Source organism: Microbacterium phosphatis, from assembly GCF_049177115.1.
In the GTDB taxonomy this organism is placed as follows: domain Bacteria; phylum Actinomycetota; class Actinomycetes; order Actinomycetales; family Microbacteriaceae; genus Microbacterium; species Microbacterium phosphatis.
In genome coordinates this window covers 2,860,524-2,882,258 of record NZ_CP185370.1, presented here as the reverse complement: position 1 = coordinate 2,882,258, position 21,735 = coordinate 2,860,524, and the positions used below count along the sequence as shown (strand labels likewise).

The window sequence follows — 21,735 nt, the reverse complement described above, 5'->3', positions numbered from 1 at the left end:
TGCTGTGCCCCTGGCGCTGTGGCGTGAGCCGTCAGCGGCCGGCCGCTGTCGCGGATGGCGAAGACTTCGTACGCGATCGCCTTGCTATTGGTTCAGCCGCTCGAGGATGTCCTTCATCTGGGTGATCTCCTCCTTCTGGGTCTGGATGATCTGGTCGCAGAGGGTGACGATCTCGGGGTCGGTGATGTTGGACTGCTCGCAGACGAGGATCGCGCGTGAATGGTGCGGGATCATCGACCGCAGGAACTGGTCATCCCCGACGAAGGCCTCTGCCCGCCCCATGAGGAACGCCACCACGAACAGCGCGGCGAAACCGATCAGCAGTCCGATGTTGAGCGGCTTGTTGGGGAACATCTTCCACATCACGGCGATCATGATGAGCCCCATCGGGAACACCATCATCAGCGCCATGTAGAGGTTGCTGATGTTGGGCAGGAAGTCCGCGAAGACGTCGATCATCGCGAAGGTGAGCAGGTACATCACGATGAAGCTGAGCACGAGGGAGATGGCGAGCTTGCCGTAGCTCGCCATCCCCCCGTGCTGCATCCCGCCCTGCTTCGAGTGCTGGTGCTGGGAGTGGTGCCCGGCCTGGCTCACAGTGCCCCCAACAGCTCCGCGCACGCCTGCTCGCAGCGGCGGCAGGCCTCGGCGCACACCCGGCAGTGCTCGTGCATCTCGGCGTGCATCTCGCACTCGGCCGCGCACGACGCACAGGCCGCGCGGCATGCCTCGAGCTGGGCGCGCAGGACGTCGGTGTTCGAGCCGGTCTGGCGCGACAGGACCGCGGCGGTCGTCGCGCAGACGTCGGCGCAGTCGAGGTTCTTGCGGATGCACGCGGTCAGGTCAGCCACCATCTCCTCGCCCAGGCACGCGTCTGCGCACGCGGTGCACGCCTGGCCGCACTCCACGCACGCCTCGATACAGCGCACCAAGGCCGCGGTGTCGACGCCGGCGCCCGCCCGGGGGTGAGTGGTCAGCATCTGCTCTGCAACAGTCATATCGTCCTCCTTCTGCTGGTTCGGGGCGCTTCCCCGACCCTCGGCACGGTAGGGCCTTGGCACAGATTCCCGCACGGGGGTTGCATACCCCGTGGGGGTATGTATCATTGGCGCGTGCACGGGTACGCGGACAACAAGGAAGCGCTGCTGAAGAGGCTGCGCCGCGCGGAGGGACAGGTCGCGGGGATCGCGCGGATGGTCGAGAACGACGACTACTGCATCGACATCCTCACGCAGGTCTCTGCGGCGACGAAGGCCCTGGAAGCGGTGGCACTGTCGCTGCTCGGCGACCACCTCAGCCACTGCGTGGCCGAGGCGACCGCGCAGGGCGGGCCGGTCGCGGAGGAGAAGATCCGCGAAGCCAACGCCGCCATCGCGCGCCTGGTGCGCTCGTGAACCACGTCACCGGAAGGACATCATCATGACGATCGAACGAGTCGAGCTGGGTCTCAAGGACGCCGGCGTCGGATGCGCCTGCTGCGCCGCCCCGAGCGCCTCGACGACGCAACAGCTGCCCGTGGAAGCGGGACTGTCGGCCACGCTGCTGGTGGAGGGGATGACGTGCGCGCACTGCATTGCCAGCGTCACCGAAGAGCTGTCCGCGGTTCCCGGCGTGGACGACGTGTCGGTCGCGCTCACCGCGGGCGGCACCTCGACCGTCACGGTCCGAAGCTCCGCTCCCGTAGACGCCGATGCGCTGCGCGTCGCCGTCGCTGAGGCCGGCTACACCGTCAGCGACGCCTGACACGGCCGAGCATCCACCCACTCCTGCCCTCCCGGCCGTCCAGCGGCGGCAACTCGCAGAGGAGGCTCCGATGAGCCAGCACGATCACACCATGCACGGGCACACCGGCCACAACCGCGCCGGACACGACAGCACCACGGAGCACACGGATCCCGAGGCAACCGCCGAGGGTATGCGCGAAGCCGTCGCGACCGAACCGGCAGCGCACGGCAGCCAGGACCACAGCGGTCACGATCAAGCGGAGCACAATCACGGCGCGCATCCCGGTCAAGCCGCGCACGCTGGTCATGGCGGGCACGTCGGCCATGGCGGGCATGCCGGTCACGGTGATCACGTGGGGCAGTTCCGCCGCCTGTTCTGGATCATGCTCGCCCTCGCCGTGCCGGTGGTGGCGTTCTCGAGCATGTTCGCCATGCTGCTCGGGTACGCGCTGCCCGACGCCGCATGGGTGAGCTGGATCTCACCCGTGCTCGGCACGGTGATGTACGTGTGGGGCGGTGCGCCCTTCCTCACCGGCGCGGTCAGCGAGCTGCGCACCCGCAAGCCCGGGATGATGCTGCTGATCGGTCTGGCCATCACGGTCGCGTTCCTGGCTTCGTGGGGCGCGAGCCTGGGCGTCCTGCACCATGAGCTCGACTTCTGGTGGGAGCTCGCGCTGCTGATCGTCATCATGCTGCTGGGGCACTGGATCGAGATGCGCTCCCTTGCCCAGACGACGTCCGCGCTGGACTCCCTCGCCGCGCTGCTGCCGGACGAGGCCGAGCGCATCGAGGGCGACACCACCGTCACCGTCGCCCCCGCCGACCTGCGTGTCGGGGACGTCGTGGTGGTCCGCCCGGGCGGCCGCGTGCCCGCAGACGGGCGGGTCGTGCAGGGCTCCGCGAGCATGGACGAGGCCATGATCACCGGCGAATCCCGCCCGGTCCGCCGCTCCGAGGGCGACCAGGTCGTCGCCGGCACCGTCGCGACCGATTCGGGCCTGCGCGTGGAGATCACCGCGATCGGAGAGAACACCACCCTCGCCGGCATCCAGCGGCTGGTTGCCGAAGCGCAGAACTCCTCGTCCCGCGCGCAGCGAATCGCTGACCGCGCCGCGGCGCTGCTGTTCTGGTTCGCCCTGATCGCAGGCGTCATCACCGCGCTGGTATGGACGCTGCTGGGCCTCCCAGATCAGGCCGTGGTCCGCACCATCACCGTCCTCGTGATCGCCTGCCCCCACGCTCTGGGCCTGGCGATCCCGCTGGTGGTGTCGATCGCGACCGAGCGGGCCGCGCGCGGCGGAGTGCTCATCAAGGACCGGTTGGCGCTGGAGAGCATGCGCACCATCGACACCGTCCTGTTCGACAAGACCGGCACCCTGACGAAGGGCGCTCCGGCGGTCACCGCGGTGCACCCCGCCGGCGGGATCGACGCCGATCGGCTGCTCGCCCTCGCTGCGGCGGCCGAGGCGGACTCTGAGCACCCCCTGGCACGCGCGATCGTGAACGGCGCGAGCGAGAAGCGACTGGCGGTGCCGGGATCCTCCGGGTTCGAGTCCTCACCGGCGGTCGGCGTGCGCGCCACCGTCGACGGGCACCTGGTACAGGTCGGCGGCCCCTACCTGCTCGAGCAGGAGGGATCCGCCGAGTTGCCCGTCGCGGACGAGTGGCGCCGCGAGGGGGCGATCATCCTGCACATCCTGATCGACGGGCAGGTCGCCGGAGCCCTGCGCTTGGCCGATGAGATCCGCAGCGAGTCCCGGGAGGCGATCGACGCGCTCCACGTCCGCGGCGTCCAGGTCGTGATGATCACCGGCGATGCGGAAGCGGTCGCCGCCTCTGTGGCCGAGGAGCTCGGCATCGACCGGTTCTTCGCCGGCGTGCGTCCCGAGGACAAGGCCTCCAAGGTCAGGCAGCTGCAGGAGGAGGGACGGAAGGTCGTGATGGTCGGCGACGGCGTCAACGACGCACCCGCCCTCGCACAAGCGGACGTGGGGGTCGCGATCGGTGCGGGCACCGACGTCGCCATCGCCTCCGCCGGCGTCATCCTCGCCAGCGACGACCCACGGTCCGTGCTGTCGGTGATGGAGCTGTCGCGGGCAAGCTACCGAAAGATGAAGCAGAACCTGTGGTGGGCCGCCGGCTACAACCTGATCGCCGTCCCGCTCGCCGCCGGGGTGCTCGCTCCGTTCGGGTTCGTGCTGCCGATGTCGGTCGGCGCGATCCTGATGTCCCTGTCGACGATCGTCGTCGCACTGAACGCGCAGCTGCTGCGCCGACTCGACATGCGCCCCGAGGTCACCGCTGCAGCGGTCTTGCGCGGTGCCTGACAGGCGGGTTTCGTAGAGTGATGAGGAGGAAGGGGGTGCGCTGATGAGCGTGATGACGCTGCGCCAGGCGATGCGTCCGAGGGCCACGCTGGCGCGCACCTTCCTGCTCACCACCGCGGCCGTCATCGGCGTGCTGATCGGGCTGGTTGGGATGCATGTGCTGAGCAGCGGCAGCACCCACCACGCTCCTGTCGTGATCAGCGAGAGCGCGCACCACGGCGGTGAGCCCGCGATGGTTGACGTCGCGAGCCCGGACGCGGCTACAGCCGGTGATCATTCCGCGGCGGATCCCTGCGCTGAGGGCGGCTGCGGGGGCGGCATGGACGCGATGGCGTTCATGGCGTGCGTGCTCGCCCTGCTCGCCGTCACCATCATCCTCGCCATCCGGCCCGGCCGGGTCTTCACCATTGCGCGTGCTCAGGCGCCGCCGCATGCCACTGCGACGCTCGTCGAGGCGTCGCCGGTTCCCCCTGATCTGAACGTCCTCTCCATCAGTCGCACCTGAGGGTCATCTGCTGTCGCAGATCCCGTGCTTCGGCACGCCCCTCAACCACGACCTAGGAGACAGATCTCATGAAGTTCCGCACCATCACATTCCACGCCGGCATCCTCGCGACCGCGCTCGTCCTGACCGGTTGCAGCGACACCGGTGGCTCCGATATGGAAGGCATGAACCACGGCAACGGCACCAGCAGCTCGCCCAGCGCCTCCGCTGAGGCCAGTGGCGCGGTGTTCAACGACGCGGACGTGACGTTCGCGATGGAGATGGTCATGCACCACCAGCAGGCCATAGAGATGTCCGACACTCTGCTGGCCAAGGACGGGGTTCACCCGGACGTCGTCGCGCTTGCCGAGCGCATCAAGGCCGCTCAGGGCCCGGAGATCGAGACCATGAACCAGTGGCTCGAAGACTGGGGCCAGGACACCGACATGGGTGGGATGGACCACAGCGGCGGCATGATGTCCGAAGAGGAGATGGCCGCCCTCGAGGAAGCCGACGGCGAAACCGCATCGAGCCTGTTCCTGGAGCAGATGATCATGCACCACCAGGGCGCGATCGACATGGCTCAGGCCCAGATCGACAACGGCCAGAACCCCGACGCCGTCGCCCTCGCGCAGAAGATCGTCGAGGACCAGACCGCCGAGATCACCGAGATGCAGGAGCTGCTCGCCCAGCTGTGAGCACCCGCCACGCCGGTGGCCACCCGTCCGGGTGGTCACCGGCTCTGCCCCTGCCCGACCATCCCGGAGATCTTCCATGCCTTTCACGACTGCCGTTCCCCGACGCCGCCTCGCCGCCTTCGCCGCCCTTGCCCTCACCGTGCCGCTCCTCGCTGGCTGTGCACTCATCCGTTCCGAGGACCCCGACCACGACACCCAGGTCGCCCTCGAGCACATCCATGGGCTCGCCTCAGACCCCGAGACGGGCGGACTGCTCATCGCCAGCCACGGCGGCATCTACCGACTCGATGCCCTCACCCCATCCGCCGAGCTGACCGGGCCGGTCGCCGGCAACGACTTCGACGGCATGGGGTTCACCGCCGTGGCCGGATCGCTGTATGCCTCCGGGCACCCCGGGCCGAACAGCCCGGAGCATTTCGGCGCCCAGAACCTCGGCCTCATCCGCTCCGACGACAACGCCCGCACGTGGACGAATATCGCGTTCACCGGCGAAGCGGACTTCCACGACCTCGCCCTCAGCGAATCGGACCCCAGCCGCATCTACGCGAACAACTACGGCATCGTCTACCGCTCCGACGACGGCGGGCGCACCTGGAACGACGGTGTCGGTGTGGACGCACGCGACATCCTCGCTGACCCGAACGACTCGGACACCGTGTACGCGACCGCTCCCGAAGGGGTCTACGTCAGCCACGACGGGGCTGAGACGTTCGAACTCGATGAGGGTGCTCCGCGGATGATGCTGATCGCCGCCAACAGCCTCGGGCTGCTTGTGGGAACAAGTTTCGACGGCACACTCGTCTACCAGCTGCCCAGCGGTGAGTGGACCACGGGGGGAGAGTACACAGGAGGGGTGCAAGCGCTCACCATTACACCCGGCGATGAGATCGTCATCGCGGACCAGCGAGGGATATCGCTCACGAGCGACTTCGGCGTCACCTGGGAGCCGCTCTTCCGTCCGGAGCCCCACGTGTGACGCTTACCCAACGCGGTGCGGCTGCCCCGGGCGCATTCGTCGACCACATCTCGGGCCTGGGCGTGGAGGCGATCACGGGCAAGCCCCACAAGCCAACCAGTGGTCGGTGAGTTTCGTCGCTCCTCTCCTCGGGTCGGGCTCGGACTGATAGCAGTGGAGAGCGGCGCGAGAGTACGATGACTCTCACGCCGCTCTCCTTATTGACATGGGTCAGCGGCTCATCCCGGCGACGGTGTACGAGACCGGTGCCGCCACAGGCCCCGAGGCGTCAGCCGCGGGGCTCTTGGCTTTTGGGACCCGGTCGACCGCGACGCTCGCGAACCTGAGCGATGCGCCGACGTTGTCGGCGATGATGTCGCGAGTTTCGCGGGCCTGGCCCGTCTCCTTGTCGGTATAGGTACCGAAGCGGAGGTCGCCAGCGACGATCACCGAGTCGCCCTTGCGGAGCGAGTTGGCGACGTGCCGGGACTGCTGGTTGAACACGACGACGCGGTGGAACACCGTGCCCGCGTCCTCCCAGCGGTTCGTCGTCTCGTTGAGGCGGCGGTCGTTGACGGCGACGGTGAATCGGGCGTACTCGTTGCCCGACTCTCCGGCGCCGTGCTCGGGGTCACCGGTGAGGTTGCCCTCGATGGTGACCGGGATCCTGGTCGTCATCCTTCTTCCTTTCCTTCGTGAGGCACCACGGTGTCTCGGCCGGCGTGGCTCTGGGTGATCCACGCGTCCCATTCCGGCTCGTCGGTCGCGGTATCCCACGAGCGGGGCTTGAGTTCGAAGTGACCGCTCGCGCATCCGGCCCCGGCGTTCTGCAGGCGAGGGCGCGCGAGCGCGAGGCGCTCGTGCCAGCCGACCGGGCCGAAGCCGCTGTCGCTCTCGTCGAACGCGGCGAGGTGCGCGACGTGGAGGGCGGAGAGTTCCTCCACGAGCGCCCCGTGCTTCCACCAGCAGTTCGGGACGACACTGACCGGCACGGTGTAGCGGACGGTGAACCACTCGACCCACTCGCGCAGCGCCGTCCACTCGGCACGGACCCGGTCCGGCGGCAGGTGCCGCCAGTTGACGGCGTGCGAGCCGAGGGGGTCCGTGCTGCGCCCGAGCCGCGGGAGCCCTGCGAGCTCCGCCGCAATGAGGCTCTCGATGTCTCCGGGCTGGAAGTCGCTCACGAGACCGCCTCCTGGCTGTGCAGCTTGATCCGGAGGCGTTCGAGCGCGATCACCGACGCGACGCGGCGGGCTCGGTGGTAGGCGAGCACACGGTCGCGGTCGATGAGGCTGTGGAGAAGGTCGTGGCAGTACGGATGCAGCGGCACGAGGTCGTCGTGGCGCTCGAACGCCCGCCACGCGCCGCTCGCGAAGCGAACGCCCGCGTAGTCGAGGTGATGCAGTTCGATCTGCTCCGCAGTCGCGGGACGCCCGCATCCCGCGCATGCCAACGGCCAACGCATTCGCTCCTGCTTGCGGAACCAGCGGGCGCGTCGCGCGAACCACGCGGGCGAGCGGAGGAAGCCCGCTCGGTACGAGTTGCCAACCCCGGCCTTCCGGCGATTGCTCACGGCTCGTTCACCGCCTCCGGTTCGGACTCCGGCTCGGGCGTCGGCGCCGACGCCGGTTCCGGGCTGGGCGCGGGTTTGCTCGCCTCGGTGAAGACTCCCTGCTGCTCGGCCTCGGTCGAACGCTTCCCAGCCTGGATGTCGCGTGCGTCGCGCCGCTCGTCCCACCCGCTGAGGTCGAGCAGCACACCGCGCCGGTTGCGGTAGGCCAGTAGACCGACGTTCTGCGGCATGCGCCGGATCTCGTCGACCGACATGAGTGCGAGTCGCTCGTGGTGTTCGCTCGTGGAGTGCCCTGCTTCTCGCGTCGACCATGAGCGCTGCGTGCGTCGCGTCTGGCGGGTGCCGAGAAGGGCTTCGACATCGCGAAGGTGGTTCACGTGCGAGGCGCCGCCGAGCAGCACCTTCGCGGTCGCGGCCGCCCAGATTGTGTCGGCCTCGGCACGCGACCACGATGTCTCCGCCTGTGACAGCGCTTGCAACACGACGAACGTGCAGATCCCGCGGCCGCCGCCGTCCGCCATGATCCGCGGGAGATTGCCCCACCGGAACATGTTCACGATCTCGTCCAGGATCAGGCCGAGCGGATGCTGCAACCGAGACCCCGGCGATGCCAAGGCGCGAACGCGCGCGACCTCGACGATGTCGTCGAGCAGCGCGCCGAGGAACCCGCCCATCGCCGACGCTCCCGAGGCCGACCCGATCAGGTAGAGCGTGTTCGCACCGTCGAGGAACGCGCGCGGATCGAAGACCGGGTCACCGGGCCGCGGCATGAGCGCATCGCGGATCTTCGGGACGGCGAGCGGTGCGACAGCGCCCTGCACGCCGAACCAGATCGACGAGACGAGCTTGTCGTCGGAAGCGAGCGTTGCTTCGAGGTTGTCGCCCCAGCCGGGGGCGCCGTCCGAACGGAGGATCGAGACAGCCGATCTGCGCGCGAGGATCGGACTCGTGCCCCAGTTGTAGAGGTCTTCGATCGAGCAGTTTCCGACGGCCGCCGCGTGTAGAAGACGCCCCAGGACTACCCCGGATGCCTGTGCCCACTCGCCATTGGTGTTCGACGCGCCGAGCGCGGTGCCGGTGATGATCGCGGTGCCGCGTTGCATGGCGACCAACGGGTCCTCGCACCCTGCGATCGGAGAGACGCGAAGCGGATGCCGCGTGCCGGAGAGCCCCTGCGGGTCGAACACGTGCACCTGCCCGCGACGCTCGCGCATCCGGAGCGTCGCGGTGAGGTTGTCGTTCGTCGTCGACGTCGTGATCAGCGGCCCCGACCAGTCGAGCATCGCTGAGATCAGCACGCGGTATCCCTTGCCCGAGCGCGGCGGGCCCTCGAGTGCCACGGAGTCCTCGATGGACACGAAGACGTCCATCCCACGGGAGCTTCCGACCCGCCAGCCCACATCGGTGGCGCGCGGCCGGCTGATGTCGGGCCGGAGCTGCCGCGCCCGCTTCAGCACCGCCTTCGCTGAGAGATGCCGGCGGATCTCGGAGGCCTCGGCGAACCCGGGGCGGCTGCGCAGATCGCTGATAAACGATCGGTCCGATTGCCGATAGCGGCGGTATGCGATCCACGCCCACGCGGCCAAGCCGGCGATCAACGTGACGACGGCGAGGTCGACGAGCCGGATCGCGAGCACGGGGATCGCGCACCCCGCAATCGATCCATACCCGCCGGGGTCGCCCGTGATTGCGAGCCAGAGCCCTGAGAACAACGACGCCGGCTCTGGCGGCACGCCGCAGGCGACCCGGATCAGGACTTCCGTCAGGAGACCGAAGGCGACGCTGAGGACAACAGCGACGGCGATCACCACCGCAATGGCCCTGCCCAGCACCCCGTTCATCGCCGCGTCCTTCAGAAGCCGTTCGCGACGGCTGCCGCGACGCGCAGCCAGGCGTTCTGCGTCGCCCGTCGGAGGTTGTCGAAACGCAATGGGCCGGACTTGAGAGCGGGGTCGAACGGGATCCGCGCGACTTCCCGCACTGTGCCGCGGAAGCCGGCCGCGATGCGTCCCGCAGCGGCGGACGCGGTGGGTTCAGCCTGAGTCACGACCACGACGGCGTTATCCGCAAGGGAGCGAGACCGGTCATCGCGCTCGCGCAGTGCGTCGAGCAGCAGCGCAGCGGACTCCGCCGGCTCGGGAGCGGCGAGCGTCGGGATCACGAGCTGGTACGACGAGTCGACCATCCGCAGCCATCGCTCCGCCGACTCGTCGTTGCCGGAGTCGAAGAACACGAGCCGGTAGTAGCGGGCCGCGACCGACATCAGGGTGTCGAACTCGGCCTGCTCGATCCGCTGGTGCGTGGCGAGCAACTCGGGATTCGAGCGCAGGACGTCGTACCGATCGACGCGCTGGTGATGCACGAACCGAGCGATGTCGGAGATCTCGGCGGTCGGGGCGAGAAGGTCCGATGCGGCGGGCAGCAGGTCGCGCACCGTCGTGTCGTAGAGGCCCTGCTCGGTGCGCCAGCCCAGGGTGCCGCGCGTGTCGTTGTTGTCCCACGCCAGGACGTTGCCGCCGCCGTGACGCGCGAACACGGCGGCCAGCATCGCCGTCGTCATCGTCTTGCCGACACCGCCCTTGCCATTCACCACGGCGGCGGTGCGGCATCCCGCCCAGTGCTGCGACACGAGGCGCTCAGCTGCGAGGCGCTCAGCCTGGGCGCGGGACGGGCCGAGCCCCAACTTCGCCAGCAGCGCTCGCCCGCCCCGACCGAGCGCCGATGTGTCTGCGTCCTCGATGAAGGATCGCCGAGTCACGGGCGCCGAGGGGAGCGGCTCAGGGGCAAGGGCCTCAGCCACTCCGAGCGCCTCCTGCTCCTGAGCCAGGGTGCTCACCTCCTTTCCCTCTGAAGCCTCAGCGAATTGGGGGACCTCAGTGCGCCGCTCGGCCGACTTGGCCCGGTGGATCCCGCCGTCCGAGTCGACGAGGATGCGATGGTCGCCGTGATCGCCGGATGTCACGAGCTCGACGGCGGAGGCGGCGTGCCTCGCTTCGGTCGCGGCGCGCTGCACGATCACCTGGCGGATGTCCTCGCCGGACGTAGCGGCGAGCGGTTCGTCCACACCTGCGGGGGTCGTGAAGATCGCGGACGATCCCGTGACCGTCGCGTATACGCGAAGGGTGGTGTCAACGCTCATTGCTGGCCTCCTTCCAAGCCGGCGACAACCAGCCGTCGATGCCGATGTCGGAGAGGGGCGGCTCGGGCCAGACGTGGTCGAGCGCGTCGAGGTCGAGGGGCGTCAGGATCCCGTCGACGTCGTGTTCGAGCTGCACCGCCGAGTCGGTGGCGAACAGTTCGAACTCCCAGGGCGTCGAGGTCGCGAAGCAATCGACCGCGTACGCGTACTGGCCGACGTAGGCGAGGAACACGCCCATGCGCAGCCGGCGGGCGTCTTGCGCGTGCGTCGCGGGAATGTTGAGGCGCTCGCGAAGCGCGGCCGTCTCCTGGTGGTTCACGCGGAAGATGAACTTGTTCTCGATGTCTCCGACGATCGAGTACGCGAGATTGCGCTCCTTCGAGTCGGCGTCGCCGACTGCATCCAGGTCGCCCATCTTGTGCAGGATGATGACGTTGCTGATGCCGTAGTGGCGCGAGAGCTTCAGCCACTGCTGGAACATCTGGAGGGCGGCCAGCGACGTCATGTCGCGCCAGCCCTCCTCGCGGATCAGATAGCGGGTGCGCCTCGCGGAGCGGTCGGACACGACCGCCTGGATCCATGCCGTCGTGCACACCTGCGTGAGCTGCGCTACCAGCTCGCTGCGCGCGAAGAGTTCGCTCGTGTCGACCACGACGATCGGCGCATCGGCATCGAAGGCGACCGTCGACTCGTCCTCGAACAGTCCGGACAGGTCGCCCTCCACGAAGCGACGCAGCACGAAGCACGGCTGCACGGCACCGTCCGAGAGGCGGAAGTCGGTGCCGGAGTCCTCGACGATCGCGCCGAGCTGTTCATACACAGCGCGGAGGGTGGGACGGTCACCGGTCGAGCGGATGCTGCGCTCCAGCGCATCGTGGATCGCGGCGTGCTCGACCGCAGTGAGCCTCGTGGAACCGAGTGCCATCTCGATCAGGGAAACGAGTGTCGTGATGCGACGCTGGCGCACCATCTTTTCGTGCTGCTCGTCGTCGACATCCGTCCGGCGCGGCCCACGGTCGAGCGGGTTGAGGCGCGCGCTGCTCCCACCGCCGATGCGGATGACGACCCCGCCGGGAACAGCCTCGGCGACGGCGACCCATTCGCCCTTCGGATCGGAGGGGACCACCGCCTGATGACCGAATGCGAGGGACCGCGTTACGAGTGTCTTGACGGTGGCGGACTTGCCGGCGCGGTATGCCCCGAGCACGAGCAGGTTGGTGGAGAACGTGCCGCGGTCGGTCGCGTCGGCGTAGGCCTCCCACGGCGAGAAGTGCCACAGCGCATCCGCGTTGAGGTCGACCCCGAGAATCGGTCCGCGGTGTCCGAGGCCGGCATCCGCGACGAACGGGTAGATCCCCGCGATCTGACGCGACGTCGCCTGATGAGCCGGGATGCGCGGGCGCGCGAGGTTCCAGTAGCCGCCCTGCGTGAGGCCCGGGCCGAAGGCACCCCGGACCGCGGGCTCCGGCAGCGCTCGTTCACGCCGACTGGCCTTAGGTGGTGCGCCGTCGCTTGCGGTGCGCGCGACCTCGCGACGCAGCTCGCGCCGCTCGCGCTTCGTGAGTCCACCCGGCTCGAAGACCGCGACGTGGCGGACCATCACTTCATCCCCAGGCCGAGCGGCAGGGCGTTGACCATCAGCGCCTCCGCCTGCTGGCAGTACAGGATCTGCGGCTCCATCCCGGCCCGGGCGAGCGCATTGCGCATGCCGGCGATCGCCTGGCTGAGCTGATCTTCATCGCGCGCGGTCACGGTGAGGTACGCGCCGTACCGGAACTCGCCGTGGCCGGCGACGATCTCCTCCTCCTGCCGTTCGAGCGCCTCCCAGTCCGCGGCGTCGGCGGCCGACCCGTCGACGCCCCGCTTCGCCCGAAGCTTCTCGTTGCCGCGCCAGACCTTCTTGTCGTCTTCGATGCGTCGCATCGCCTTCTTGACGGAGACCGGCGTGAGGACGATCGACAGGATGTGCGTGATCGCCTCGCCGGTCGACGGCATCCGCGCGAACACGATCGGCTCGACGAATCCGACCGCCGCATCCGACCGCGGCCACTCGTGGATCCACATCGTGGTGTGCACGCCCGAGTCGGAGTAGACGACGCCGTTCGCCGCCCGCGGCTCCTCCAGATACATCGGCCCGATCGCGACCGGGTCGAGGCCCCTGCTTCGCTCATCGCGGTTCTGGATGTTGGCCGCGAACTCGGGATCGAACCCGACGCGGGCGAGAGCCGCGACATCCCGTGCGGTCAGCCACCGTCGCACGTGGATTCGCGCCGCGGTCAACGCATCGGCCAGGTTCCGCGCTTCGAGGTGCGCAAGTGCCCTGACAGCATCCTGACCCCCGCCGAGCGCCTTCAGTTGCGGGCCGAGGGCGACGAGGTCGAGCGTGAACGTCAGGTAGTTGCGGTGCGACACGGCGAACGGCTCCGACCTGTTCATCACCTCGTCGTAATTGCGAGCGACCGGGGAGGTGGCGTCCACTCCGTGGCGGCGGCTGACGGACTCGTAGTGGTCGCGAGCGGCTCGGATGGTCGTCGGAATCGTGCGCTCCTGCAGCACGGCCCGCTTGATCCCGGGCCGTTGCGTGAATGAAGCCAGCACCGGCGACCACTGCTGCGCCAGGTCGTACCGCTCCGGGATGTCCTTCATGAGGAACCCCTGCACCTCGACCTCGGCGGTCACCGAGACGGCGCCGTCCTGCGGGTTGTAGACGCAGGCGACCCCGTCCACGTCCCAGAGCTGAATCGAGGCGCGGATGCCGGGGAGATTCAGTGTTCCGGCAAGCTGCGCACGCTCCGGCCGGTAGACGTGCCGGGTCGCCCCCGCCGCGTGCCGCACCTGCTTCATGAGCCAGAGCCCCGCCTGTCGCGGAGCGGAGTCGCCGTGGACCGTGATGAACGCGAACACGCCGACCGGCAGATACACGGGCGCGGCGTAGAGCATGCCGGGAGGGCCGAAGCGATTGATGCCGACCAGTAGCGTCACCGCGGCGACCGTGAGGCACGTCAGCTGCCACGCATCCATCCCCATCACGACGCCCTGCCGGGAACGCCGCGGCAGCCGAACAGGGCGGTCGAGTTCCTGAGTCGTCATCACGCGGTCCTCTCGGTGTGAGTGCGTGGCGGGGCGCTCGTCGGCGCCGCCGTTTGGGGTGGCGAGGTCGGCGTTGCCCCGCTGGCGCCTGTCGCCTTCGGGGAGGTTGTGTCGCCGGTCTGGCCGGCAGGGGATCGCTGGGACGTCCCGGAAGATGGGCCGCCTCCCGCCGGCGGCGCGCCCCTCGCTGGGCCGTGGCGCCCCGTGCCCGCCCCGGCACCGGCGGGCATCGCGGCGATGCGGCTCGGCACCCGAGCCACCGATCGTGCGGCGTTCGACGCGGCGCGCCCTGCGCCCGACCCAATCCGGGAACCGACCGAGTCCGCCGCAACGGCGCCGATGAAGCTGAACAGGCCGAACACAGCTAACGGCGCGAATGCCACGAGCACGAGACCGATCAGAAGTGGCCAAGACTGCGGATCCCAGATCGTCCGCACGTTTGCGAGCCCGTTGATGATGAGCGTGAGGAAGCCGATCGTGAGCGGGCCCGTGAGCAGAAGCACGACGACGGCCGACACATAGCGCACCACCCACTGCGGCCCGACGGTGCGCGCCGGATACAGCATCCATGCGATCGGACCCACCGCGATCAGGGCTGCGAGCACGATGTTGCGGAACGCGAACACGAGCATCAGCAGCAGCATCCCGAGCATCAGCAACCCGTGGATGACGAACGCGAAGAAGTAATTCGCCTGCCCGCCCGCCCACATCACCGACTGCAGCGTCGCGAACAACCCATAGGGGCCGTCGCGGTTCATGACGTACCAGGTGAGGTCGTCAATGGCGTTCAGCAGGTGACCGGTCGCCCAGAGAGTGACCGCGGTAGCCGGGACCGCAATGAAGCTCCGGAAGACCGCCCCGACGAGCTCGGCCCGGTCACCGGAGATGACGGCCGCCGCGATCGCCCACACCATCGCGCCGAACAGCACCGCGAGCACCGCCCACTGCCAGAACGACCACTCGCCGGTGGATGCCGTCCACAGGAGCGATGACGTGTCGAAGCGCATGTTCTGCGCAACCGTGAACATCATCGCGGTGGCCGAGAGCGCCATGCCGCGCCCGGCATTCTCGAACGTGACGCACACCACGTCGCCGAGCGAGCATCCGTACTCGACGAGCAGCGGCTTGCCCCCGCTCGTCTTGATCGCCGCCACGTGCCCCTCGTCGGTCGTGCACACGGTCGCCTTCGCCCCGTCGAAGAACACGTTGATGAAGCACTGCTGCGGTTTGATCTCGGCGGTGCTCTGCGGCGTGCAGGAGATCTGCGCATCGACGCGGTAGCAGTCGACGGGGAAGGCGGGCGACGACCACGGCTCGCCGGTCACGGGGGTCGCATCGGCTGCCGTGGGCGCCGTCTGGACGGATGCCATGGCTGCGCTGGCGGGAACGAGGGAGGCGAAGGCGAGGCCGGCTCCCACCGCGGCCCCGATGAGCACAGCGCGCAGCCGAGACATCAGAACCCGAAGTCGAAGTTGACGAACCACTGGAACAGGCCGCTTGCAGCGCCCAGCACGGCGGCGGCGATGAAGATCCACAGGATGTTCTCGCCCGCCCATGTGCGCACGCGGTCGGAGGCGAGGCCGCGGAACGCGAGCGCCGCGCCCGCGATGATGAGCATGATGAGGACGACGATCATCGCGCCGGCGAGGATGTAGGAGGCGACGACCTGGAAGCCCTGGAAGAAGGGCGCCGAGAAGTCGGGCTCGATGTCGGGGACGTCGACGTCCGCCGGGGCGAAGAGTGTGACTCGCATGACTTGCTCCCTCGATGTGATCACTTGAGCGGAAGGCCGAGTGCGGCCAGGAACGGTTGCGGATCGATGGCGGCGCCGTCTCGCTGCACCTCGAAATGCATGTGGCAGCCGAACGAGCGTCCGGTGTTGCCTTCCGCCCCGATCGGGGCGCCGGCCGCGACGGTCGCGCCGACTGACGTGCGGAGGGAACCCCACTGCATGTGGCCGTAGAGCGTCACGAGACCGCCGCCGTGGTCGATGCGGACGGCGTTCCCGTACCCCTGATACGAACCGGCGGTGATCACTTCGCCGGGGCCGGCCGCGTACACCGTCGCGCCGCAGCCCTGGGCCATGTCGTAACCCTGGTGGTCGATCGAGCAGTAGCTGCATCCGATCACCGGGTTGAAACCGAAGCCCCGTCCTTTGAAGTAGCCACCGGCGAGCGGGTATGCCCACTCGCTGTTGGTGATGAGTGCCGGCCGACGCTCGACAGTGGTGGCAACCGACTGTCCCGCGACCGCGAACGGAACGGCGATGAGCGGTGTGGCCAGCAGTGCTGCGAAAACCGCGAAAAGGAGAATCGCCCCTGTCACGATCTTGCGCCCGGTCCTCGTGTTCGCGAGGGCTGCAGCGGCAGCGACCGGGGCGCCCATGTCAGGGCTCCAATGATCCTGAGAAGTAGCGGACGACCTTGCAGTCGCCGGGCTGCTGCGCGCTCTCCGGCGTCGGGATCGAGCCCGCGCCGCACAGCACCTGGACGCTCACGCGCACGGTCTCGTCGTACGATGTCTCGCTCCCGGAACCGTCGGACCGGGTGAAGGTCAGCACCACGTCGGCGGTGCCGATGCGCATGTCACCGGATGCGTCGTCCGGAACGTCGTCGTAGGTGATCTCGCCCGGCACCTCGGCTGTTACCCGCCCTTCCTCGTTCGCGAGCGAGTTCCACTCGTCCTCGGGGAGCACGACGCCCTGGCGCAGTTCGAGCTGCGAGGCGCGCATGTCGTCTTCGCGATCCTGGTCGGACGTGTAGCGGGTGTCGGGCGTGAACCACTTGTCGAGGTATGTGAGCCACTCCGGCCGGGTGCTCCGCTGGGTGTCGAACGTAGATGCCGCCGCCAGCGCCGCGCGCAGGTACGCGTCCGGGTCCGTCGTGATCGGCTCCGGGACCCAGCCCCTCTCGGACACGGTCTCGTCGACGAATTCGCCGGTGGCAGGCGCCGTCGCGCTCGGGTCGGACGTCTCGCCAGGGTCGCTGCTCGGAGTGGGGTCGGCGGTCGGCGCCTGTGCCCTGACGGACGAGAGGATGATCGCGACGATCGCTGCGACGACGATGACGCCGCCGATGATGGCCCAGACGAAGCCACGGCGAGCGGGAGTGCGGGGGTGCGACATCAGCTACCTCCCGCGCCTTCCATTGAGCTCCGCCGGCCTTGACATGAGGGAAGCATATAACACTACACTTGCGAAGGGGAAGCACTTTTCGCTTCCGTTCGGTGGACGAGTGAATCTCGCCTGCGTCAGACTGGGTCGGTGCCCCGATACACCCGCCCCGCGAACAGCGATTACGCGGAGGATCCGATCAAGGCTCTCGGGAACATGATGCAGGCGACCATCATTGGTCATCTGCGGAAGAACCCTGGCCAGACCAGGGGCGAGATCGCCGACGCGCTCGAGATTCCAGCACTGACCGTCTACAACGGGCTCGAGAGGCTGCTCGACGCGGGCTTGATCATCGCGGATCCGCCGCGTGACGTCGCGACGCGCGGACAGCGCGTGCGGTACATCGTGGATGACGCCCAGGTCACCGAGATGGTGATGCGGCTGGAGCAGGTGCTGGGCGAGTTCTAGCCGGTTCGCGTGATCTTGGCCGCGTTGGTCTGCCATGCGGTCGTCTGGCATGTCGACCCCTCTCGGCGATGTCGTCGTATCCATCGTTCGCGTTGAGCATGCTCAAACCTGGGCGCGACTCAGCCTTGCACTCGAGCCGGGTCCGCGCAACGGTTGAGTTGAGCATGCCCAACGAGTAGCGTGAGCATCCACATGGGGGACGTTGGGCGTGCTCAACGGCTGTGACCGAGCCTTACCCGAAGGCGGAGGATGGTCAGGGGAACATGACAGAGGATGAAAGCAAAGCAGCGGCGGAGGACCTGGCGAGGCGGTTGCGACTGCTGCTCGACGTCGCCATTGCCGAGTCGGGATCGGAGCCGACCTACTCCCAGATCGCCGCGTTCGCACGCGATCGGGGCGTCAACCTGTCCCGGTCTCGGTGGACGTACATGGTCAATGGGCACCGGTACGTGCAAGACCGCCCGCTCTTCGAAGTGCTTGCTGAGTTCTTCGACGTCGACGCTTCGTTCATTGCCGAGGGGGGCGACGCGCCGATGCCGGCAAAGGTCAGGGCGCAGCTCGATCTGGTCCGATCGATGCGGGCAGCGAAGGTGAAGTCGTATGCGGCGCGAACTCTCGGCGACATCTCCCCGGAGGCGCTTGAGGCGATCAGTCGATTCCTGGACAAGGAAGTGGCGAACAGATAGCGGCTGGCCCGGCGGGTGCGTGCGCTGCGACGGGTCGGATGGATGCGGAAGGAGTGGAACCGTGAACATCGAAGCGACCGTGTCGACGGCCATGGCAGAGCTCGCGCTCGGCGAGGCTTTCTCATTCGACGATCTCGTCTGCGCGTTGCAGCGACGCAGATTGCGTCCGATTCGGATCGTGGAACTCGCGAATCTGAGCGACCAGGAAGGCATCTGCGCGGTGTGGTTGATCACGGATACCGAGGATCTCGTCCTGCACGCGCGAAGTGAGTCGGCGTTGCATCGGCAGCAGTTCGTGCTCCACGAGCTCGCCCACATGATGCTCGGCCACGGCGAGCACGAAGAGGCGACGATGCCCGACTTCCTGCTGCCCGACATTCCTGCATCCACTCGCCAGCGTCTGCTTCGCCGCCAGGACCTTGTAACGGACGACGAGATCGTGGCGGAGTCGCTCGCGGATCACCTCGCTGGCGCGATCCGCGGTTCGGCGCTTCACCACTCTCGCTATCTGGAGATCTTCGGGTGATCCCGATCGCGGCCTCCGCCCTGATGTGGCTGCTCGTTGCGAACCTTCTCATCCTGCGGCGCGGCCGAGCGGATCGCAGCATCCTTTACTCCGCGGTGACAATCGCGATCGCGATGACGTTCAACGTCGACACCACCTACCGGTGGGTCGACCCGGTGCTCGGTGGCACGAACGTCGTCACGCTGCTTGCCGACCTCACATTGATGGTGGGGGTGTTCTTCCTGGGGCGGGGAGTCGCGAAGGCGATGCAGTATCAGTCGCGAGTCGCCCACATCGCACTCGGTCGTTCAGTACTGGCGGTCGCAGTCGTTGGCGCCGTCACAGCCTTCGCATGCATCGACCGGGGCGAGACGACGACGACGTTCATGCTGGACCTCGGGGCACAGCCGGCCGCCGCGACGTACTCGATCATCCAGTTCACCTACGACGGCGTCGTGCTGACCGCCATGGCTGCTGCCGCATCTCGTCAGATCGGACGAAGTCGTGGCTCGGAGCGCCTGCCGGCGGTCTCGGTGCTGGTTGGGAGCCTCTCCGGCCTCGCGCTGTCCCTCGTCGTCATCGCCATGGATCTCGCGCACATCGTCGGGAACCTGACGCTCATGGATGGGTTCAGCGCCGTCTACGATCCACTCTTCCTGGCGACGTTCGTGTTCCTCTGCCTCGGGCTCGGCGCCCAACCCGCGCTGCGCTGGGTGCGTGCCCGCTCGCGCGAGGAGGGGACTCGTGCGCTCCTCGCACAGGTGACGCCTATCTGGGAGAGAGCGATCGATGTGCGGCCGGGGTTGAGTCAGCTTGAGCCGGCGTTTCATCGCGAAGACGCCGAGACTCAGCTGCACCGCCAGATCGTCGAAGTTCGAGATGCCGTCATCGACCCGCGCGTCGCCTTCGCGTTGAGCGATGCTGAGCGGCTGGCAGTCGAGAGTGCCGAAGCACACCTGATGGCGGGCGAGGCCGGGGCCTCCCTCAAGGCGGAAGCACCTCATGTGGGATGCCCGAAGGAGCCGCGTTGAGAGCGCTCGCGATAGTCGCCGGGGCCATGGGTGCCGCCGTCATGGCTGCAGCCGGTGGCATTGGCTTCGTGATCGCCCGGCGGCTGACGGCACCGCCCGGCGCGCGCGTGTACGACCTCGTCGTGCGCGACGTGATTCGGCACGGGGAACAGGATGCGGCGGTGCTCGACCGCACCCCGCGGACCCAGGCGTCGGGCTTCTACAACCTCTGGCTCGAGGATGGGGGATGGGTGCGGCTCGGTGCCGTCGTTGACGAAAAGGCTTCGACTGTGACCCGCGTTGTGCTCGGGGTCACGCCCGGCGCCGACTTGCGGGGCGGAGCGCGCGCGTCGTGGAGCGGCATCTACTACCGCGACCCTGTCGACGCGGGGCTCGATGCCTTGGATGTCGCGGTGGACACACCCGCGGGCCCGGCCCCCGCATGGCTCATCCACCCGTCAGGCGTCCCAAGCGATCAGTGGGCGATCCACATCCACGGGCTGGGAAGCCCTCGTGCCGGCACGTTGCGCGGCGTCCTGGTCGCCGCGGATGCTGGGCTGACTTCGCTGGTCGTGTCGTACCGAAACGACGGTGAAGGGCCCCGCGTGGGCTCCGGTCGGTCAACACTCGGCGCGACGGAGACCGACGACGTTCGGGCTGCCGTCAGGTATGCGCTCGCTCAAGGCGCGCGCCGAGTGGTCCTGTTCGGATGGTCGATGGGCGCCGCGATCGCCCTGCAACTCGCCGTGGACGCGGAGTTCGACGGAGCCATCGACAGGCTCGTCCTCGAGTCGCCCGTCCTCGACTGGGTGACGACGATCGGGGCGAACTGCCGGCGTGCCGGTCTGCCATCGTGCGTCGGCCTGTTCGCACTCCCTTGGCTGCAGCGTGGCGTGCTTGCGCGGGTCCTCGGCCTCCGGTCGGAGATTCCGCTCGCGGCGTTCGATTGGCTCAAGCCCGCGGCCGAACTGCACGTGCCGGCGTTGATCCTTCACGGCATCCAAGACACGTCGGCGCCCGTGAGGGTCTCGCGTCTACTGGCGCAGCGACTTCCCTACATTGTTCGGGTGGAGACGTTCGATTCGGATCACACCCTGACCTGGAACGCAGATCCTGCGTTGTGGCGGGCCAGGGCTTTCGCCTGGGTATCCTCGCACGCGGACGGCTGAGACCTCGCGAGGCTCGTCCTCGAGTTCGGCTTCTTAGGTGTGGTGAATCGCCGCTTCTAGGTCGCCCCACCGCGCGGCCACGCCGAGCGGGTCCGCGGTGTTCATCGGCGTACCCTTCATCCTCCCTGGCTGGATGTCGAGCAGGCCATGCACTGCAGAACAGTTGCCGCTTCTACAAGTCCCGGACCTAAGATGGTTCTGATGGGCTCGCTTCGCTCTAACCACATGGACGCGGGGCGGAGCAACTGGGATGCGATAACGAGGATCATTAGGAGCGCAGTCCTCGTGCTGCTCATGGTGGTCGGCGCGTGGACGGCGTTCCATGCGGGGCCGGAGGTCCTTGCACCTGCCTCATCCGTGACGGCAAGCGGCCAGGCTCCAGACGCTGACGCCTTGGTGACGAGCAACCCGGCGTCATCCGTGTCGATGACACTCGCGGGCGATGGCGGCGGGCCCGCACTCGGACTCGCCGCTTGTCTGCTCGGAGCGCTGTGCGGGCTTGCCTTGGTGGTGTCGTTCCTGAGACTGCGACGCGAGCATGCACCGTCGATGCTGTCGGTCAGTCCCGTCCATCCAAGCCCGTCGTTCTGCGAGCCCGGACGCCGGCCCGTAGCGGTTACTTTGACCCAACTCTCGATCTCCCGAACCTGATCCGCCAGTTGCCGCCCTTGGGTGGCGATGTAGCGCCGGTGGCCTGACCGCGCGCTGTCCTGTGTCGTGGATCTTGTTTGGAGTTGTTGTCTTGAAAGCCTGGAATAAGGCCGCTTTGGTCCTGGCCGCCGCGCTGGTCATGTG

General features: G+C 68.2%; 25 protein-coding genes. 11 read left to right on the top strand and 14 right to left on the bottom strand.

Translation table 11 applies throughout. The features are described 5' to 3' along the window. Positions 1–84 precede the first annotated feature (84 nt). Both ACOKGD_RS13810 and ACOKGD_RS13805 read right to left on the bottom strand, forming a co-directional pair. Entirely contained in the window at positions 85–597 is a 513-nt protein-coding gene (locus tag ACOKGD_RS13810) for a DUF305 domain-containing protein (RefSeq protein ID WP_342335603.1), read from the bottom strand. Next, positions 594–998 carry a four-helix bundle copper-binding protein gene (locus ACOKGD_RS13805; RefSeq protein WP_421355067.1) on the bottom strand — a complete coding sequence of 135 codons (405 nt, stop codon included), beginning with the start codon at positions 996–998 and terminating at the stop codon, positions 594–596. The genes ACOKGD_RS13810 and ACOKGD_RS13805 overlap by 4 nt, the downstream gene beginning before the upstream one ends. A 114-nt stretch (positions 999–1,112) precedes the next feature. Between ACOKGD_RS13805 and ACOKGD_RS13800 the strand changes: the two genes are divergently transcribed. Both ACOKGD_RS13800 and ACOKGD_RS13795 read left to right on the top strand, forming a co-directional pair. Next, complete coding sequence (locus ACOKGD_RS13800; protein ID WP_067027616.1) at positions 1,113–1,394, top strand: metal-sensitive transcriptional regulator; 282 nt, start codon at positions 1,113–1,115, stop codon at positions 1,392–1,394. A 25-nt stretch (positions 1,395–1,419) separates the two neighbouring features. After that, on the top strand, positions 1,420–1,743 hold the full coding sequence (locus ACOKGD_RS13795; RefSeq protein WP_067027614.1) for a heavy-metal-associated domain-containing protein: 324 nt from the start codon (positions 1,420–1,422) through the stop codon (positions 1,741–1,743). On the opposite strand, the gene ACOKGD_RS13790 is transcribed toward ACOKGD_RS13795, so the two are convergent. Beyond that, positions 1,730–2,077 carry a hypothetical protein gene (locus ACOKGD_RS13790; protein ID WP_067027611.1) on the bottom strand — a complete coding sequence of 116 codons (348 nt, stop codon included), beginning with the start codon at positions 2,075–2,077 and terminating at the stop codon, positions 1,730–1,732. The two genes, ACOKGD_RS13795 and ACOKGD_RS13790, sit on opposite strands and share 14 nt — an antisense overlap. A 30-nt stretch (positions 2,078–2,107) precedes the next feature. Here ACOKGD_RS13790 and ACOKGD_RS13785 point away from each other — a divergent pair, with 30 nt between their 5' ends. The 4 genes from ACOKGD_RS13785 (at position 2,108) to ACOKGD_RS13770 (ending at position 6,209) form a co-directional block, all read left to right on the top strand. Further along, on the top strand, positions 2,108–4,051 hold the full coding sequence (locus ACOKGD_RS13785) for a heavy metal translocating P-type ATPase (RefSeq protein ID WP_342336444.1): 1,944 nt from the start codon (positions 2,108–2,110) through the stop codon (positions 4,049–4,051). Positions 4,052–4,094: 43 nt separating this feature from the next. Continuing rightward, positions 4,095–4,556 (top strand): DUF6153 family protein, encoded by a 462-nt coding sequence (locus tag ACOKGD_RS13780; RefSeq protein WP_342335602.1) that lies wholly within the window; start codon positions 4,095–4,097, stop codon positions 4,554–4,556. Positions 4,557–4,624: 68 nt separating this feature from the next. Beyond that, a complete protein-coding gene (locus tag ACOKGD_RS13775; protein ID WP_342335601.1) occupies positions 4,625–5,233 on the top strand; it encodes a DUF305 domain-containing protein in 609 nt (202 codons plus the stop codon). Positions 5,234–5,309: 76 nt separating this feature from the next. Continuing rightward, positions 5,310–6,209 carry a F510_1955 family glycosylhydrolase gene (locus tag ACOKGD_RS13770; protein WP_342335600.1) on the top strand — a complete coding sequence of 300 codons (900 nt, stop codon included), beginning with the start codon at positions 5,310–5,312 and terminating at the stop codon, positions 6,207–6,209. A 210-nt stretch (positions 6,210–6,419) separates the two neighbouring features. Here the strand turns inward: ACOKGD_RS13770 and ACOKGD_RS13765 are convergent, their stop codons facing one another. The 11 genes from ACOKGD_RS13765 to ACOKGD_RS13715 all read right to left on the bottom strand — a co-directional run bounded on the left by ACOKGD_RS13765 (position 6,420) and on the right by ACOKGD_RS13715 (position 17,114). Further along, the gene (locus tag ACOKGD_RS13765) at positions 6,420–6,866 is read right to left on the bottom strand and encodes a single-stranded DNA-binding protein (protein ID WP_342335599.1); all 447 of its coding nucleotides are present in this window, start codon (positions 6,864–6,866) and stop codon (positions 6,420–6,422) included. Next, the gene (locus tag ACOKGD_RS13760; protein WP_342335598.1) at positions 6,863–7,372 is read right to left on the bottom strand and encodes a hypothetical protein; all 510 of its coding nucleotides are present in this window, start codon (positions 7,370–7,372) and stop codon (positions 6,863–6,865) included. The genes ACOKGD_RS13765 and ACOKGD_RS13760 overlap by 4 nt, the downstream gene beginning before the upstream one ends. Further along, positions 7,369–7,761: an HNH endonuclease signature motif containing protein gene (locus ACOKGD_RS13755; protein ID WP_342335597.1), complete on the bottom strand. Its 393-nt coding sequence runs from the start codon at positions 7,759–7,761 to the stop codon at positions 7,369–7,371. The genes ACOKGD_RS13760 and ACOKGD_RS13755 overlap by 4 nt, the downstream gene beginning before the upstream one ends. Further along, positions 7,758–9,602: a type IV secretory system conjugative DNA transfer family protein gene (locus ACOKGD_RS13750; RefSeq protein WP_342335596.1), complete on the bottom strand. Its 1,845-nt coding sequence runs from the start codon at positions 9,600–9,602 to the stop codon at positions 7,758–7,760. Before ACOKGD_RS13750 ends, ACOKGD_RS13755 begins: the two co-directional genes overlap by 4 nt. Before the next feature lie 11 nt (positions 9,603–9,613). Then, entirely contained in the window at positions 9,614–10,900 is a 1,287-nt protein-coding gene (locus ACOKGD_RS13745) for a MinD/ParA family ATP-binding protein (protein WP_342335595.1), read from the bottom strand. Next, positions 10,890–12,500, bottom strand: a complete 1,611-nt coding sequence (locus ACOKGD_RS13740; protein ID WP_342335594.1) for a hypothetical protein — start codon at positions 12,498–12,500, stop codon at positions 10,890–10,892. The genes ACOKGD_RS13745 and ACOKGD_RS13740 overlap by 11 nt, the downstream gene beginning before the upstream one ends. Continuing rightward, complete coding sequence (locus ACOKGD_RS13735) at positions 12,500–13,990, bottom strand: SCO6880 family protein (protein ID WP_342335593.1); 1,491 nt, start codon at positions 13,988–13,990, stop codon at positions 12,500–12,502. Before ACOKGD_RS13735 ends, ACOKGD_RS13740 begins: the two co-directional genes overlap by 1 nt. Then, positions 13,990–15,315 carry a hypothetical protein gene (locus ACOKGD_RS13730; RefSeq protein ID WP_342335592.1) on the bottom strand — a complete coding sequence of 442 codons (1,326 nt, stop codon included), beginning with the start codon at positions 15,313–15,315 and terminating at the stop codon, positions 13,990–13,992. Before ACOKGD_RS13730 ends, ACOKGD_RS13735 begins: the two co-directional genes overlap by 1 nt. Positions 15,316–15,443: 128 nt before the next feature. Beyond that, positions 15,444–15,743 (bottom strand): hypothetical protein, encoded by a 300-nt coding sequence (locus ACOKGD_RS13725; protein ID WP_342335590.1) that lies wholly within the window; start codon positions 15,741–15,743, stop codon positions 15,444–15,446. Positions 15,744–15,763: 20 nt separating this feature from the next. Then, positions 15,764–16,375 (bottom strand): M23 family metallopeptidase, encoded by a 612-nt coding sequence (locus ACOKGD_RS13720; protein WP_342335589.1) that lies wholly within the window; start codon positions 16,373–16,375, stop codon positions 15,764–15,766. Between the two features lies 1 nt (position 16,376). After that, complete coding sequence (locus tag ACOKGD_RS13715; RefSeq protein WP_342335588.1) at positions 16,377–17,114, bottom strand: hypothetical protein; 738 nt, start codon at positions 17,112–17,114, stop codon at positions 16,377–16,379. 204 nt (positions 17,115–17,318) lie between these two features. On the opposite strand from ACOKGD_RS13715, the gene ACOKGD_RS13710 reads away from it, so the two are divergent. From ACOKGD_RS13710 to ACOKGD_RS13690, 5 genes are all read left to right on the top strand, one after another. Beyond that, positions 17,319–17,570, top strand: coding sequence for a winged helix-turn-helix domain-containing protein (locus tag ACOKGD_RS13710; RefSeq protein WP_134746320.1), 252 nt, complete (start codon positions 17,319–17,321; stop codon positions 17,568–17,570). A gap of 221 nt (positions 17,571–17,791) precedes the next feature. After that, positions 17,792–18,256, top strand: coding sequence for a hypothetical protein (locus ACOKGD_RS13705; RefSeq protein WP_342335586.1), 465 nt, complete (start codon positions 17,792–17,794; stop codon positions 18,254–18,256). A 61-nt stretch (positions 18,257–18,317) separates the two neighbouring features. Further along, on the top strand, positions 18,318–18,782 hold the full coding sequence (locus ACOKGD_RS13700; protein ID WP_342335585.1) for a hypothetical protein: 465 nt from the start codon (positions 18,318–18,320) through the stop codon (positions 18,780–18,782). Beyond that, complete coding sequence (locus ACOKGD_RS13695) at positions 18,779–19,792, top strand: hypothetical protein (protein ID WP_342335584.1); 1,014 nt, start codon at positions 18,779–18,781, stop codon at positions 19,790–19,792. Before ACOKGD_RS13700 ends, ACOKGD_RS13695 begins: the two co-directional genes overlap by 4 nt. A 26-nt stretch (positions 19,793–19,818) precedes the next feature. After that, the gene (locus ACOKGD_RS13690) at positions 19,819–20,940 is read left to right on the top strand and encodes an alpha/beta hydrolase family protein (protein WP_342335582.1); all 1,122 of its coding nucleotides are present in this window, start codon (positions 19,819–19,821) and stop codon (positions 20,938–20,940) included. Positions 20,941–21,735: the final 795 nt, after the last annotated feature.

Coding starts and splice junctions, on each gene's coding strand:
- ACOKGD_RS13725 (WP_342335590.1), bottom strand. CDS start 15,743: ATGCGAGTCACACTCTTCGCCCCGGCGGACGTCGACGTCCCCGACATC.
- ACOKGD_RS13710 (WP_134746320.1), top strand. CDS start 17,319: ATGATGCAGGCGACCATCATTGGTCATCTGCGGAAGAACCCTGGCCAG.
- ACOKGD_RS13785 (WP_342336444.1), top strand. CDS start 2,108: ATGCTCGCCCTCGCCGTGCCGGTGGTGGCGTTCTCGAGCATGTTCGCC.
- ACOKGD_RS13780 (WP_342335602.1), top strand. CDS start 4,095: ATGAGCGTGATGACGCTGCGCCAGGCGATGCGTCCGAGGGCCACGCTG.
- ACOKGD_RS13805 (WP_421355067.1), bottom strand. CDS start 998: ATGACTGTTGCAGAGCAGATGCTGACCACTCACCCCCGGGCGGGCGCC.
- ACOKGD_RS13775 (WP_342335601.1), top strand. CDS start 4,625: ATGAAGTTCCGCACCATCACATTCCACGCCGGCATCCTCGCGACCGCG.
- ACOKGD_RS13735 (WP_342335593.1), bottom strand. CDS start 13,990: ATGACGACTCAGGAACTCGACCGCCCTGTTCGGCTGCCGCGGCGTTCC.
- ACOKGD_RS13690 (WP_342335582.1), top strand. CDS start 19,819: ATGGGTGCCGCCGTCATGGCTGCAGCCGGTGGCATTGGCTTCGTGATC.
- ACOKGD_RS13715 (WP_342335588.1), bottom strand. CDS start 17,114: ATGTCGCACCCCCGCACTCCCGCTCGCCGTGGCTTCGTCTGGGCCATC.
- ACOKGD_RS13765 (WP_342335599.1), bottom strand. CDS start 6,866: ATGACGACCAGGATCCCGGTCACCATCGAGGGCAACCTCACCGGTGAC.
- ACOKGD_RS13745 (WP_342335595.1), bottom strand. CDS start 10,900: ATGAGCGTTGACACCACCCTTCGCGTATACGCGACGGTCACGGGATCG.
- ACOKGD_RS13750 (WP_342335596.1), bottom strand. CDS start 9,602: ATGAACGGGGTGCTGGGCAGGGCCATTGCGGTGGTGATCGCCGTCGCT.
- ACOKGD_RS13720 (WP_342335589.1), bottom strand. CDS start 16,375: ATGGGCGCCCCGGTCGCTGCCGCTGCAGCCCTCGCGAACACGAGGACC.
- ACOKGD_RS13770 (WP_342335600.1), top strand. CDS start 5,310: ATGCCTTTCACGACTGCCGTTCCCCGACGCCGCCTCGCCGCCTTCGCC.
- ACOKGD_RS13740 (WP_342335594.1), bottom strand. CDS start 12,500: ATGGTCCGCCACGTCGCGGTCTTCGAGCCGGGTGGACTCACGAAGCGC.
- ACOKGD_RS13795 (WP_067027614.1), top strand. CDS start 1,420: ATGACGATCGAACGAGTCGAGCTGGGTCTCAAGGACGCCGGCGTCGGA.